The sequence below is a fragment of the Carboxylicivirga linearis genome (assembly GCF_018271995.1).
Classification (GTDB): domain Bacteria; phylum Bacteroidota; class Bacteroidia; order Bacteroidales; family Marinilabiliaceae; genus Carboxylicivirga; species Carboxylicivirga linearis.
Genome location: NZ_JAGUCO010000001.1, coordinates 472,556 through 486,934, shown reverse-complemented (window position 1 = coordinate 486,934; position 14,379 = coordinate 472,556). Strand labels below are relative to the sequence as shown.

Sequence of the window (14,379 nt, the reverse complement as noted above, 5' to 3'; positions counted from 1 at the left end):
TATTTGTTCGATTACAACGCAATTGAGGAGTTATGATTTGTAATGCAGGAGAGAATACCGCAATAGTGTGTGGACAAAGTTCCATTAACTACAAACAACTTAATAAGAAAGTTGCCAATTTTAAGTACCAAATAAAAGATTTACCCGCAGAGCGTATTGCCATTTTTTCTGAGAATCAGCTTGGATGGATTTATGCTTTCTATGCAGGATGGCACCATGGTGCAACCATGATACCTATTGACTTTATGTCAACCACTGACGAGGTTGCATATATTATAAAGGACTGTTATCCTGAAATTATCTTTACCTCAAAAGATAAAAAGGCTGATCTGGAAAAAGCGATTGAAAATTCAGGAATCCATACCAAAGTATTTGTTATTGAAGAATGTGATAAGCAATCAGCACCGGACGACTATGTTTTAGACAAGATGCAAACGCAGGATAATAAAACAGCCGTTATTATCTATACTTCAGGTACAACTGGCAGTCCAAAGGGCGTTATGCTTTCATTCAAAAACCTACTGTCTAATATTGACGCAGTATCCAATGGGGTAAAAATATATTCTGATAAGGAAGTGGTGATGATGCTACTACCTCTACATCATATATTCCCTTTAATGGGAACAATGATGGTTCCGTTATTTGTTGGAGCAAAAATTGCAATGTCCCCATCAATGGCATCGGATGATATTTTACAAACACTTAAAGACAATAAGGTTAGTATTATTATTGGGGTACCACGTTTATATGCCGCAATTCGCAAAGGAATTCGTACCAAAATTGACAATAGTTTGATAGCCAAATCATTGTTTTCATTAGCTGAGAAACTCAATTCCGAAAAATTCTCCCGTACTGTATTTAAATCGGTTCATGCTAAATTTGGCGGAGCTGTGAAATTTATGGTTTCAGGTGGAGCTGCTTTAGATCCGGAAGTGGGAAATGATTACAAAACACTGGGCTTTGAGGTATTGGAAGGATATGGCATGACAGAAACTGCTCCAATGATTAGCTTTACTCGTCCGGGTAAAGTAAAAATTGGTAGCCCGGGCCAAGTTTTACCTTGTGCACATGTTGAAATAAAAGATGGAGAAATTACAGTACAAGGTGATAATGTAATGCAAGGTTATTTTAACCGTCCTGATGAAACCGCTGAGGTTTTAAAAGATGGATGGTTACATACCGGTGATTTAGGCCGCTTAGATGAGAATGGTTATTTATATATTACCGGAAGAAAGAAAGAGATTATAGTATTATCTAATGGTAAGAATATTAACCCTTCAGAAATAGAGGCCAAAATTGAAAACATGGCCGCCTGCGTTTCTGATATTGGAGTATTTGCCGATAAAGATCAGTTAAGAGCAATAATAGTTCCTAATAAGGCTGAATTAAACAATCAAGACGAAGAGGGCATTTATAATACTTTAAAATGGGAAGTAATTGACAAATACAATCAGTCTGTTGCTCCATACAAAAAGATTACTGCTTTTACGATCTATCATTCTGAATTACCTCGCACAAGATTAGGTAAGCTTCAGCGCTTTATGCTTCAGGAACTGGCAAATGAAAACAAGGTTGCTCAAAAAGAAGAGGTAACTGAAGAAATATCATTAAAAGAATACCAGGTGATAAGCGACTTCATCGCAAATGAAAAGAATTGCGATGTTCGTCCGGGGCATCATCTGGAAATGGATTTGGGAATGGACTCCCTTGATAAAGTAGGTTTGCAGGTATTTTTACAATCCACTTTTGGTGTTGAGATGGAAGTTAATGAATTGGTTGAATTTCCATCCGTACTAAAACTTAGTGAATTTGTTGCTTCAAAGCGTACCCGCCTTTCAATTGAAAAAATTAACTGGTCAAACATTCTTAAGGAAAAAGTAAATCTTCAACTTCCAAAAACCTGGCTTACAGGCACTCTTTTTGTTAAGTTTTCGAAGTATTTCTTCCGTTTGTATTTCCGTTTTAAGGGCAAAGGGATGAAAAATATACCTGAGGGGCCGTGTATTATTGCACCTAATCACCAGAGTTTTTTCGATGGTTTGTTTGTAGCCTCATTTTTAAAGAAGCAAACAATCAGAAACACCTACTTCTATGCCAAAGAGAAGCATGTTAACTCTAAATTTCTGAAATACATTGCCAATCGCCACCATGTGATCATCATGGATTTGAATAAAGACCTTAAAGAATCTATTCAAAAGATGGGTGAAGCGTTAAAAAAGAAGAAAAACCTGATCATTTTCCCTGAAGGAACAAGATCGTTTGATGGCACTTTAGGTGAATTTAAAAAGACGTTTGCCATTTTAAGCAAGGAGTTAAACGTACCCATTGTTCCGGTATCAATTAAAGGGGCTAAAGATGCTTTACCCAAAGGTTCAAAGTTTCCTAAACCCTGGAGAAAAGTAAGTGTTGAATTTCTTAAACCCGTATATCCGGAACAATCATCTTACGAGATGTTAACCAACCTTGTTCACCAAAAAATATCGGTTAATCAGAAAGGATAAATAAAAAGAGCTGGCCTAAGAGTCAGCTTTTTTATTTAACGGCAGTTTAAAATAGAAAGTGGACCCCTCATTCTCAACAGATTTCACCCAAATATCTCCTCCCAAAATATCTACCAGTTTTTTACAGATAGCTAATCCCAGACCAGTACCTTTTTGCTTCATCTGATCATCATACTCAGCCTGTAGAAATCTTTCAAATACCTTATCAATAAAATCTTGAGGTATTCCAATTCCCGTATCCTTTATATAAAAATTAATCCAATTATCTTCAATACCATACCCAACACTCACTGTTCCATTTAAAGTAAATTTAAGTGCATTATTTACAAGGTTGGTAAGGATCTGACGAACTTTCATTTCGTCTGTAATCAAAATTTGATTCTCAGATTCATTCGGGAACTCATATTTAATTTCATTGTGATTCTGACGGGCCAGTGGCTGAAAAAATATTCCAATATCCTTGATTAGATCATTCACTTTTACTTTTGCTTCCAAAATATTGATCTGTCCCGTTTCAATTCGCGAAATTTCAAGTACATCATTAATAATATCCAATAACTGATGTCCACTACTTATAATCACATCCAGATAATCCATCCGGGTTTTCTCGTCGCAATCTGCTGCTCTAATCAATTCAGCAAATCCTAATATCCCATTCATTGGTGTTCGAATCTCGTGACTCATATTAGCTAAGAAAGAACTCTTTAGCATATCACTCTCCTCTGCCTTTTCCTTAGCTTCTAAAAGCTCCTTATTCTTCCTTTTAAGCTCATTGGCAGCACGTTGCCTCTCTCTCAAATCACGCACAATCGATAAGTAATAATTAGCATGTGGCCTTTTGGAGTTCATTTCAACCAGAATAACCTGACCATCTTTACCAATAATATCTCTTTCAAATATTACAGATTGCCCCTCATTTAATATATCAAATCTAAGCGGCTTGGTTTTCAACGATTCAGGTGAAAATATTTTTTTAATATGAAATCCCAATATATCCTCTCGCTCATATCCCGTCATTTTAAGAAATGCATCGTTGACCTCAATCATCTGACCATTGAGATTACCAATTAATATGCCATCTCCCGCATTTTCAAAAACTTCCCTAAACTTACTCTCACTGTCTTTTAAAGCCTGCTCTGCAATTTTCCTATCTGTAATATCTCTAAGAGCAGCTACTCGTACAATCCGACCTTCATACTCACAATTCTTTCCTGTAATTTCAACATCAAAAATAGATCCATCTTTTCTCAGACCAACCACCTCATATGGATAAGTAACACCATTTTTAATGTTATCCATTACAATTTCTTTCGACTCATCGGTAAAAATCTCTAAGGCGTGCATGCCTACCAGTTCACCCGGTGCATAACCAAACATTTCACAACCGACATTATTCACAACAAGGCCCAAACCTTTATCATGAATAAAGATCCCTTCGTGTGCAGCATCAGATAAAGCTTTAAATCTCGATTCACTCTCTTTAAGTTGCTGAATAAGATTCTCTTCTTCTCTATTATCCAATAAGGTCTTTAATCTTTTGACTTCTTCCTGTAGTTCTTCGTATGTAGGCTCTTGCTCCATTCAGGATTGAAAAATTATCGTTATCTCTAATATATAAATTTATTAGCTAAATTTATTAATCTATAACCAAAAGATAACGTTACAAGCCTACTTTATGCCAATAAAAAATCGAGTTCATCATTTAATGATCCTACCTTTTCATTAGTTGGGATCCAACATCCTTTTTCAATCAGGTATTTTTTTAATAATAAAAAGTAGGTTAACGGAAACTCATCCTTTTGCCATTTTTGTTCGTAATTTAATAACCCCAAACGCTTAATGAACCGATCCAACTTATGAATGATTGCATAGTAAAAATCTGGCATATCCATTTCTCCTTCAACAATCAATGAACCTGTTGACTCATCAAAAACATCTTCATAATGAATAAGCTTAACAGCCACATTAGCGCCATCCTCTGTTGATATAACCCACCTTAAGCAATCTGCTTCATCGTACCAATCTACCCAGCTTACATTCTCTTCACCCCAAATATGAGAGGGCTCAAAAATAAGCTTCGCCATACCTTTAAGAAGCTCAAAAAGAGGATTTCCGCTATTGGTAACTTCATATTCAATTTCTTTGCTATTAAAAATGACTTTACCTGCAGCTTTACCTCCTGACTTCAATTCATATGAAAAATCAAAAGTCACTTTTAAGCCATTGTCATGTTCATAATTAGTACCGGGATGTGATGATTGATTGAGTAGGTTAGTTTTCACAATTCTTCAGATTTTGAGGCGTTTGGGTTGAATTCTGATGTTAAATATAAAAAAGATGTTTGAGAATCAATGCTTAATGCATTATTTTTCATCAAGAAAAGTTAACAATATCATTTAAACTATAGCCCTGACGCTTAAGAGACTCCGGTTTCATCAATTCCTGTAACGCTTCATCTTTTATAAGTTTTAGCTTCTTATTAGCTTCAAAAATTGAAAGGCCTTCTTTTTTCATCAATTTAGCTATACTGGTTGACTGATGATAACCAATATAGGGAATTAAAGCTGTACTAATAGCCGGATTATCGTAGATACCATCGTCCATTGATATAACTTCCAGCCCTTTCATAAGATTACTTAACAGAGTTGCATTGGCATCAATCAACAGTTGAATCGATTCCAGTAAAGCATCACCAATAACAGGTAAGTAGGCATTTAATTCCAAGCATCCCTGACCACAAAGATTGGATATCAACACATCGTTTGCATACACTTTATGCACCGAACTGATCACAAATTCAGGAATCACCGGATTAATTTTTCCGGGCATTATAGAACTTCCAACTTGCCTCTGTGGGATTTCTAAATGGCTGGTGGCGGAAAGATCTGAAGCCAACAAGCGTAAATCATTCACCATCTTCTCAAGGTTGACAGCATGTGCTTTTAAGGTAGCATGAACTTCTACATAACTGTCGAGATTTGAGGTTGTATCGCTCAAATTTTCACCTCGCGTAACAGGTAAGCCTGTAATTACCTGCAACTCATTCACCACATGCATTATAAAAAAACGAGGTATGCTTAACCCTGTTCCTGTAGCTCCTCCACCCAAATTAACCTCCTTAATTCGCTCAGCACACTTCGAAACCCGCCACCAATCTCTTGATAAAGCATTGTTATACGAACTGAACAACTTATCGTAGGTAGATGGTACAGCCTTTTGCATCTGTGTAAAGCCATGCCGCAGAACATCTCTACACTCTCTTTCCAGCTTTTCAACCTGGTTGCGATGTGCGTTAATATTCTCTTCCAACTGATCCAGCATAACCATTGTTGCCACTTTTAAAGCTGTTGGCACCGTATCGTTGGTTGATTGAAATACATTGGCATGCTCAAAAGGATCTACTTTCTGATAATCTCCAGGCTTACAACCCAGTTTCATCAAAGCCACATTAGAGATTATTTCGTTGATATTCATATTAACAGAAGTACCTGCGCCGCCTTGCACAGCCGGCACTATAAACTGTTTATAATAATCTCCTTGGGCTATTTCAAATGCAGCCTCTTCCAAAGCATTTATTATTGACGAATCAAAAAAAGTGATTGGTAGTTTTTGTTGTTGATACTTTTCTCCGGCCGCCTCTTTAAATCTGGCATACGTTCTGTAGCAGGCTAACTTTACTTTACCCATGGCTTTGAACCATTCCAATTGAAATGGTTTTTGATTAGGAAAGTTCTCTTGAGCCCTTAACGAATGAATCCCGTATAAGGCATCAGATGGTAAAGTTAATTCACCCAGAAAATCACTTTCCTTTCTCATGAGTAATAAAATTACATTGGACGGGCATATGCTTTCACATCCTCCTCGGTAATGCTACTTTGCCCAAGTATTATCAAACGCTCAATCACATTTCTAAATTCGCGAATATTACCTGTCCAGTTAATATCCTGAAGTTCTTTAACAGCCTCTTCGGTAAAAGATTTTAGAGGCATTCCTAACTCCGCACAAATAATATTATTGAAGTGCTCTGTTAACAACGGTATATCCTCTTTTCGATCATTTAATGCCGGAACATGTATAAGGATAACACTTAAACGGTGATATAAATCCTCTCGGAAATTATTGTTGGCAATTTCCTCTTTCAGGTTTTTATTGGTAGCCGCCAAAACACGAACATCTACTTTTATATCCTTATCGCTTCCAACTCTACTGATAATATTTTCTTGTAGAGCACGAAGCACTTTTGCCTGAGCAGGTAAACTCATATCCCCTATTTCATCCAGGAAGATTGTACCACCGTTAGCCTGCTCAAATTTACCTTTACGCTGCTTGTGTGCAGATGTAAACGCACCTTTCTCATGACCAAACAACTCACTTTCGATCAACTCAGATGGTATTGCCGCACAATTCACCTCAATAAAAGGCATGGAAGCACGGTTGCTTTTTTCGTGTAACCAACGAGCCACTAACTCCTTACCTGTTCCGTTTTCACCCGTAATTAAAACCCGAGCATCAGTAGGAGCCACTTTATCAATCATATCTTTCACCTTAGCAATCGGCTCAGACTCTCCAATCATTTCGAAAGTCTTGCTCACCTTACGCTTCAACACTTTGGTTTCGGTAACTAAATCTTTCTTTTCAATAGCATTTCTAATGGTAACCAACAGGCGATTTAAATCGAGAGGTTTTTCAATAAAATCGTATGCACCTTTTTTAATTGCTTCTACAGCAGTATCAATATTACCATGCCCTGAAATCATTATTACCGGTGCGTCATTTTCGTGATTGATGATTTTATCCAACACTTCCATACCATCCATATTAGGCATTTTTATGTCGCATAAAACCACATCGTATTTATTGGCACTGTACATTTCTACTCCCTCTTCGCCATGCTCTGCCAATTCAACGGTATGACTTTCGTATTCTAATATATCTTTTAAGGTATTTCTAATGCTACGTTGATCGTCGATCACTAATATCTTAGCCATGCTGTGTTATTATAACTTATTTCTTAAAATCTGATAAATGGTTCCTTCCTTAAGCGCAAATGCACATTGCCAGAAGGTTTTTATATTAAACTCGTGAACGATGAAGTTAATAAAAATACTTGCTAAAACAATCATCTCCACCCTGTGCAAGTCCATCCGTTCCATTTTTTCTCTTTCGGCATGTGTCGATTTCAAAAACTTCTGATGTAATTCTTCCACAAAATTCAAAGGGACATGGTAAGTGAGAATTTTCTTCATGTCTAAATGCGGATGATGGATAGCAGCAATCATACCTGCGATGGTATCAAAAGAACCCGAAGAACCAATTAAGGTTTCGCAAGGATATTTTTCAAATGCTTCATATAGTAGTGCGAGCTCTTTTTTTATATACTTCTCAACTTCCATTACTTCTTGTTCTGATATTGGATCGGATGGTTGAAAACGATCCAGTAAACGCGCCATCCCCAAATCAAAACTATGTTTCCACAAAACACCATTTTTATTGGCAATAATAAACTCATTGGATCCACCTCCAATATCTAATATCATCACTCTTTCATCGCCAATAGGAACAACCTGCTTAACTCCATCAAAAATAAGCTGAGCCTCTTTTTGACCATCGATTACATTAATATCCAACCCACATTCATCCTTTGCCTTTTGAACAAATTCTTGTCCGTTAGAAGCGCTTCGGATTGCAGCCGTAGCAATGCAAACCACCTTTTCAACATGATAAGGCTCCATGGTTTTCTGGTGCGTTTTTAAAGCAAGAATTCCACGATCCATTGCCTCGGGCAATATTTTTCGATCGTTGATTCCACCTTTCCCCAGCTTTGCAGGGTACTTACTTTCGTGTAATATCTGATAAGATTCCTGCCCATCTTGTTCAACAATTAGCAGGTTAATAGTATTCGTTCCTAAATCAAGAATTGCTATTCGCATAAAAAACAATTTGAGCAGGCTAAAATACTAAATTGAAAGAAAAAAGCCGGGATAACCCGGCTTTCTGTGTATATTATTTTCCTGAATATTTAAACCACTTCCAAAGTTCACCGTAGGATACCTTCTTACCATACATTAAAATTCCAGTACGATAGATTCTTCCGGCAAACCAGGTGGTAAAAATAAAAGTACCTGTTAATATTGCCATTGATAATAACATTTCCCAGATTGGCGGTTCAAAAGGCATTCGTGCCATCATTACAATGGGAGAAGTAAAAGGAATCATTGAAAACCAAAATGCCAGATCACCTGCCGGATTTCGGAAAGCCGCCATGGCAACATAAATTGATAAGATGAGCGGCATCATAACGGGCATTACAAATTGCTGACTATCGGCTTCGCTATCCAAAGCTGCCCCAAGAGCTGCAAACAAACTGGCATACAACAAATATCCACCCACAAAATAGAATACGAAGGCAAATAATATTCCAACCAGATTAATGGCTTTTATTTTACTTGTTACATCTGTAAAGCTTTTTTGAAACTCTGTTAATTCAGCTTGCGCTTCTTCACTATTTAAAGCCTCTACATTTTCAATTTGACTATCCATTCGGGTAGGAACTTTACCTCCATCAAAAACGAAAGCCGAAATACCAAAATACAGCATTACCGTGAGTACCACCCAGATAGCAAACTGAGTAAGCGCAACCATGGCAATACCAATTATTTTACCCATCATTAACTGAAATGGCTTCACTGAAGAAACAATCACCTCAACAATTCTATTCGTCTTCTCTTCAATAACACCACGCATTACCTGGGTACCATACAGCAGAACAAAGAAATATACCAACATAGCAAAAACCAACGCTGCCATAATGGTTATAAACTGAGAACTTTCCTTCTCGCTTCCGTCTTCACCCAACTTTATAGTTTTAACATTGACTCTTACATTGTTTACTTCTTGAATTATAGCATCTAAACCACTGATATTATAACTCGATAGTTTCTTTTCTTCAAGTATTTGTTCCAATTTTCTTGAAATATGATCCTTTACATCAATGGTTATTTGTGCATCAGAATAAATAGTAACTGCATCAGGATGCTCCAATAAATCTTTCTCAATAAATAAATAGGCGTAATAACCTTCTTCTTTATAATCGGATGCTACTTCTTTCTGATTACTATTTTGCAGCCAGTCAAATTTGAGAAACTCAGTATCCGTAATACTTTGAGCATATTCACCGGTTTGATCGACTATAGCAATACGCTTTTCGGTGGTATCTTCCATGGACGAAAACCAAGCTGGCAAAACCATCATGGCCCCAAACAATATAGGGCCAATAATACTCATCACCACAAAACTTTTTTTACGCACCCTTGTAAGGTACTCGCGCTGTATAATAAGTGAAATTTTACTCATGACTAATTGTTAACGGGTTTAGTTTGGTTACTTTGTTCTACAACCTTAATAAAGATATCATTCATTGATGGAAGTAATTCCTGCATACCGTGAATCTGAACATGATCAACCAATCGACTAATCATATTATTAACCGTTCCATCTTCAGGCATTTGAATCATAGCTGTACTCATTCGATGATTTTGCAACACACTCTGAATAAGATAATCTTTTCCAAGATATTGATCCAAGATATCGGAGTCTCCAGAGAAATCTAATTTAATAAGGTTGTCTTTGTATTCTTGTTTAATATCATCAACCTGACCATCTAAAATGGTTTTTGATTTATTAATTAAGGTAATATGATCGCAAATCTCCTCGACTGAGCCCATATTATGCGTACTAAATAAGATTGTTGCTCCCTTTTCTTTCTGAGCAATAATTTCTTGTTTTAGAATATTTGCATTGATGGGATCAAAACCACTGAAAGGCTCATCAAAAATAAGAAGTTTAGGTTCATGTAAAACGGTTACAACAAATTGGATTTTTTGCTGCATCCCTTTCGACAACTCTTCCACTTTTTTATCCCACCATGCCTGAATCTCGAATTTCTCGAACCAATACTTTAGTTTTTTAATGGCATCGTTTCGTGATAGACCTTTTAATCGAGCAAGGTAAATAGCCTGCTCTCCCACTTTCATTTTTTTGTATAATCCTCTTTCTTCGGGCAGGTATCCGATACGATGTACATCTTCTGGTTTTAATTTATGACCATTGATAAGTATTTCTCCTGCATCAGGACCTGTAATTTGATTGATAATGCGAATTAAGGTTGTTTTTCCTGCTCCATTAGGACCTAACAATCCGTATATAGATCCTTCAGGCACTTGCAAATCCACATGATCAAGAGCAAGATGTGCAGCATATTGCTTTACCACCTTATTAGCTTCTAAAAACATCATAGGTTACTGTTAAGTTATTAGTTTAAACCAACCGTGAAGATACATTTTTTCAGAAGCTTAAAAAAGAAATACTTTTGGGTTATACTTATTCGAAGGTTAGCAGTGTAATCTTTTTAAAATCACCATACAACTTTATGAGTATTAATCTAACTGCAGATTTAGACTTACAAGCACCACCGAATTAAATTTTAATATTTTACTTGTATCTTAAACTATTTATAACTTACTTCGACCTGTACTTAAGGCAAATACCAAGTAAATAAATAACTATGCAAGTCCCTACAGCATAGTAAAGTTAGAATTCCTACCGAATAAGTAATTCATACATTATCAAAGCAATTTGCTTATTGATGAGGTATGCCAATTTTCAATTTGTTCAAAACAAAAACTTAAAACAATGAAAATCAAACTATTTTCGTATAGCTCAATAAGCTTGCTATTTTTATTTATTGCCTTATTTGTTAACCATTGCATTACTGATTGTGGAATTTACGAACAGCAAACAAGCATAGTTTTGGTAGTTGAGGTGATTATTTTCCTGATATTAACTTTAATGTTTCCATTAATGTTAATTATAAAATGTTCTATAGAATCTATTGTAGCAAGTTACAAGAAAAGGTGCGTAGCAAACGAATTTTCCATTAAAGATCTAATGGGTGTTATACTGGCAACCTACGGCGTGTATGCCATAACTCGCATCATCTTACTTTTACTTTAAGTATTTATCAAAACCATCCCGATCCAAGTTGTTCTCTAAATGGCCATGGAATGGAAGCCATAATTAGAAGAAAACCAATTAGGTTAGCCCAAAATAATCGCTTGTGACTTTTATAATTTGTATATGACTTTGATTTTATTTGCCCGATGGTAATAACAGCTATTGCAACCATCATTAATAAAGGATGTTCCAGTGTGAAAAAGCGAATAATTGCACCTCCAAACAAGCTAGGATCAAATACTACTTTAGGGCTTATAAAAAACAAAACGGCTCCAATCAAAAACTGAATATGTACCAATGACATTGAAGCAATGGCCACCTTCTTATGAATATTAGAGAATTTAGTTCTTCCTATCCAACCTATTAAACTTTGAATGATAACTGCCAATAGTAAAATGATTACTATATATCTTAAACCACTGTGGGCGTGTAATAGTCCTGTATACATATAGTTTGTTTTTTGATTACAACATACAGAATATTGAAAAGTTTATTTCTTGTTTGTTTTCTTCAGTAAATTTATCTTACTTTGACTCTCAAAGTTCATTGTAATGAAAGAAACTAATCCAACTATTCAAGACATAAAGGCAATACGCCAAATGATGGAAGATTCGTCAAAATTCCTATCTCTTAGCGGACTTTCTGGTGTTGCCGCCGGGTTGACAGCCATTATTGGAGCGGCTATTGCTTACTACTTTGTCCTTGACAAAGGCACCATTATTTACGACGAAAGAATGGTTGACTTATATAGCAACAATACATTATCAATACGTCTTGGATTATTCACAACCGCTGTTGTTGTTTTTATTGTTGCCGTTACTCTGGCATGGTGGTTGAGTTACCGAAAAGCTAAAAAAGCAAAGGTTTCATTTTGGACACATACTGCCAAAAAGGTGATGTGGAGCATGGTAAGTACTTTAACCGTTGGTGGCCTTTTTAGCTTAATTCTTATTTATCATGAGAATATTAGATTAGTAGCTTCCGTTATGCTTATTTTCTATGGTTTAGCCTTAATCATGGCTTCGCGCTACACACAGCGCGACATTCAATATTTGGGCTACACTGAAATACTATTAGGATTAGCTGCGGGATTATTTCTTAATTTTGGCTTAATATTCTGGACATTGGGTTTTGGAGTATTTCATATTATTTATGGAATAGTAATGTACCTTAAGTACGATCGATGAAAGAGATTATAGCAGGACTAAATAAAAATTTTGAAAATCGTGTCAGACTGGGAATAATGTCAGCTCTGATGGTGAATGACGTACTTGATTTTAACGCATTAAAAGAGTTATTGGGTGTCACTGACGGAAATTTAGCCAGTCACTTAAAAGCATTAGAGAAACATGAACTTATTTTGGTATCAAAGCGATTTATTGGACGAAAACCTAATACCACTTACGAAGCAACCGAATACGGAAGGTTAGCTTTTAAAAAACACCTGACTGCACTTGAGCAATTACTAGGTAATACATAATTTTTTTTAATCATTTACTTTGTTTTTCAAAGTACTTTAATACGATCTTATGGAAGTAAAACTAAAAACCACCGGAACAGAACAATGGTATCAGACCATAACGTTCAAGCTAGTAACAGTTGGCTTACTTATTTTAATTTTGCTTATACCATTAAGCATGGTTAAATCTGTAATAAGAGAAAGGGAGCAAACAGACCAACAGGTTGAGACCGAAATAATGGAACAATGGGGTGGCCCCCAAATCATATCAGGCCCAATACTTCATTTACCAGTTTACTACTATACTCAGGATAAAAATGGACATATAAAAAAAACTAAAAAATGGCTGCATATCATGCCTGATGACTTAAATACCGAAGGGTATATTGAACCTCACAAACGGCATCGTGGTATTTATGAGACAGTTATTTTTAATAGCCAACTTTCTATAAATGGCAACTTCGATTCGTTAAATAAACTTACTATCGATGCCGATGAGGTTGACTGGAATAAAGGGTTTATTTCTCTAGCAATAACCGACAACAGAGGAATTAAAGGCAAGGTTGATTTTAAAATAAACAATCAGCTGTTCGAGCCTGAGGCAGGATTAATATCTACTGATCTGGCCACTTCCGGCATGTCGGTAAAGTACCCGATTGATCCTCAGCTCATTTCAGAAAAGATCAACTTCAACATAACCATAGATATTAGTGGAGCAAAAGCTATTTCGTTTAATCCGATCGGCAAGAAAACAAACATCAATCTAGTTTCAAGTTGGAAAGATCCAAGCTTCAATGGTTCATTCCTACCAACTAAAAGCCAAATCTCCGACAAAGGCTTCGAAGCCAATTGGACAATTACTCATTTAAATCGAAATTTCCCACAGTACTGGATCGGCACCAAACATTCAATCAATGAAAATCAGCTTGGAGTAGAATTATATGTTCCTGTAAATCATTATCAAAAATCATTAAGATCAGCAAAGTATGGAATTCTTATTATCTGTCTTACATTATTGGTTTTCCTTTTTATTGAATTGGTTAAAAAGAAAACAATCCAACTCTTACAATATATGTTGGTGGGCCTGGCTTTGGTTTTGTTTTTTTCTATCCTCACCGCGTTAAGTGAATTCCTGGGATTCGCATGGGCATATTTAGCAGCTTCTGCCTCTATCATACTAATGGTAACACTTTATTCATACGGAGTACTAAAAGATAAGGCACAAGCATTATGGGTAGCGGCACTATTAATAGTGCTTTATACTTTCTTATTTGTATTACTTCAGTTAAACGACTTTGCCTTTTTAGCAGGAAATATTGGATTATTTGTTGCACTTGCCTTTATCATGAAAGCCTCTACAAAAATAAAAAGCACCAATTCTTCCCAATTGAATTAGTGCCTGATTCC

General features: G+C 36.0%; 13 protein-coding genes. 5 read left to right on the top strand and 8 right to left on the bottom strand.

Features of this window, described 5'->3' with window-relative positions; all coding sequences use genetic code 11:
• Window positions 1-32: 32 nt before the first annotated feature.
• The gene (locus tag KEM10_RS02095; RefSeq protein WP_212212840.1) at window positions 33-2,501 is read left to right on the top strand and encodes an AMP-binding protein; all 2,469 of its coding nucleotides are present in this window, start codon (window positions 33-35) and stop codon (window positions 2,499-2,501) included.
• 15 nt (window positions 2,502-2,516) lie between these two features.
• Here KEM10_RS02095 and KEM10_RS02090 read toward each other — a convergent pair whose 3' ends face one another.
• The 7 genes from KEM10_RS02090 to KEM10_RS02060 form a co-directional block, all read right to left on the bottom strand.
• Window positions 2,517-4,082: a PAS domain-containing hybrid sensor histidine kinase/response regulator gene (locus KEM10_RS02090; RefSeq protein ID WP_212212837.1), complete on the bottom strand. Its 1,566-nt coding sequence runs from the start codon at window positions 4,080-4,082 to the stop codon at window positions 2,517-2,519.
• Between the two features lie 92 nt (window positions 4,083-4,174).
• Window positions 4,175-4,783, bottom strand: coding sequence for a hypothetical protein (locus KEM10_RS02085; RefSeq protein ID WP_212212834.1), 609 nt, complete (start codon window positions 4,781-4,783; stop codon window positions 4,175-4,177).
• A gap of 91 nt (window positions 4,784-4,874) precedes the next feature.
• A complete protein-coding gene (locus KEM10_RS02080; RefSeq protein WP_212212831.1) occupies window positions 4,875-6,317 on the bottom strand; it encodes a lyase family protein in 1,443 nt (480 codons plus the stop codon).
• 11 nt (window positions 6,318-6,328) lie between these two features.
• Window positions 6,329-7,489 (bottom strand): sigma-54-dependent transcriptional regulator, encoded by a 1,161-nt coding sequence (locus KEM10_RS02075; protein ID WP_212212828.1) that lies wholly within the window; start codon window positions 7,487-7,489, stop codon window positions 6,329-6,331.
• A gap of 9 nt (window positions 7,490-7,498) precedes the next feature.
• Window positions 7,499-8,431, bottom strand: coding sequence for a Ppx/GppA phosphatase family protein (locus KEM10_RS02070; RefSeq protein ID WP_244825479.1), 933 nt, complete (start codon window positions 8,429-8,431; stop codon window positions 7,499-7,501).
• 73 nt (window positions 8,432-8,504) lie between these two features.
• On the bottom strand, window positions 8,505-9,854 hold the full coding sequence (locus tag KEM10_RS02065; protein WP_212212824.1) for an ABC transporter permease: 1,350 nt from the start codon (window positions 9,852-9,854) through the stop codon (window positions 8,505-8,507).
• Window positions 9,855-9,856: 2 nt separating this feature from the next.
• A complete protein-coding gene (locus tag KEM10_RS02060) occupies window positions 9,857-10,795 on the bottom strand; it encodes an ABC transporter ATP-binding protein (protein ID WP_212212821.1) in 939 nt (312 codons plus the stop codon).
• Window positions 10,796-11,192: 397 nt separating this feature from the next.
• Between KEM10_RS02060 and KEM10_RS02055 the strand changes: the two genes are divergently transcribed.
• On the top strand, window positions 11,193-11,513 hold the full coding sequence (locus tag KEM10_RS02055) for a hypothetical protein (protein WP_212212818.1): 321 nt from the start codon (window positions 11,193-11,195) through the stop codon (window positions 11,511-11,513).
• 7 nt (window positions 11,514-11,520) lie between these two features.
• Here the strand turns inward: KEM10_RS02055 and KEM10_RS02050 are convergent, their stop codons facing one another.
• Window positions 11,521-11,961, bottom strand: coding sequence for a hypothetical protein (locus KEM10_RS02050; RefSeq protein ID WP_212212815.1), 441 nt, complete (start codon window positions 11,959-11,961; stop codon window positions 11,521-11,523).
• A 103-nt stretch (window positions 11,962-12,064) separates the two neighbouring features.
• Between KEM10_RS02050 and KEM10_RS02045 the strand changes: the two genes are divergently transcribed.
• Genes KEM10_RS02045 through creD form a run of 3 tightly spaced genes read left to right on the top strand, consistent with a single transcriptional unit; the run spans window position 12,065 to window position 14,368 of the window.
• Entirely contained in the window at window positions 12,065-12,700 is a 636-nt protein-coding gene (locus KEM10_RS02045; protein ID WP_212212812.1) for a hypothetical protein, read from the top strand.
• Window positions 12,697-12,993, top strand: a complete 297-nt coding sequence (locus tag KEM10_RS02040; RefSeq protein WP_212212809.1) for a winged helix-turn-helix domain-containing protein — start codon at window positions 12,697-12,699, stop codon at window positions 12,991-12,993. The genes KEM10_RS02045 and KEM10_RS02040 overlap by 4 nt, the downstream gene beginning before the upstream one ends.
• 49 nt (window positions 12,994-13,042) lie before the next feature.
• Window positions 13,043-14,368: a cell envelope integrity protein CreD gene (gene creD / locus KEM10_RS02035; RefSeq protein ID WP_212212806.1), complete on the top strand. Its 1,326-nt coding sequence runs from the start codon at window positions 13,043-13,045 to the stop codon at window positions 14,366-14,368.
• Window positions 14,369-14,379 lie beyond the last annotated feature (11 nt).

Bases quoted from the DNA above. Each gene is read 5' to 3' on its own strand.
- KEM10_RS02095 (WP_212212840.1), top strand. From the start codon at position 33: ATGATTTGTAATGCAGGAGAGAATACCGCAATAGTGTGTGGACAAAGT.
- KEM10_RS02080 (WP_212212831.1), bottom strand. From the start codon at position 6,317: ATGAGAAAGGAAAGTGATTTTCTGGGTGAATTAACTTTACCATCTGAT.
- KEM10_RS02060 (WP_212212821.1), bottom strand. From the start codon at position 10,795: ATGATGTTTTTAGAAGCTAATAAGGTGGTAAAGCAATATGCTGCACAT.
- KEM10_RS02050 (WP_212212815.1), bottom strand. From the start codon at position 11,961: ATGTATACAGGACTATTACACGCCCACAGTGGTTTAAGATATATAGTA.
- creD (WP_212212806.1), top strand. From the start codon at position 13,043: ATGGAAGTAAAACTAAAAACCACCGGAACAGAACAATGGTATCAGACC.
- KEM10_RS02045 (WP_212212812.1), top strand. From the start codon at position 12,065: ATGAAAGAAACTAATCCAACTATTCAAGACATAAAGGCAATACGCCAA.
- KEM10_RS02055 (WP_212212818.1), top strand. From the start codon at position 11,193: ATGAAAATCAAACTATTTTCGTATAGCTCAATAAGCTTGCTATTTTTA.
- KEM10_RS02075 (WP_212212828.1), bottom strand. From the start codon at position 7,489: ATGGCTAAGATATTAGTGATCGACGATCAACGTAGCATTAGAAATACC.
- KEM10_RS02065 (WP_212212824.1), bottom strand. From the start codon at position 9,854: ATGAGTAAAATTTCACTTATTATACAGCGCGAGTACCTTACAAGGGTG.
- KEM10_RS02070 (WP_244825479.1), bottom strand. From the start codon at position 8,431: ATGCGAATAGCAATTCTTGATTTAGGAACGAATACTATTAACCTGCTA.
- KEM10_RS02090 (WP_212212837.1), bottom strand. From the start codon at position 4,082: ATGGAGCAAGAGCCTACATACGAAGAACTACAGGAAGAAGTCAAAAGA.
- KEM10_RS02040 (WP_212212809.1), top strand. From the start codon at position 12,697: ATGAAAGAGATTATAGCAGGACTAAATAAAAATTTTGAAAATCGTGTC.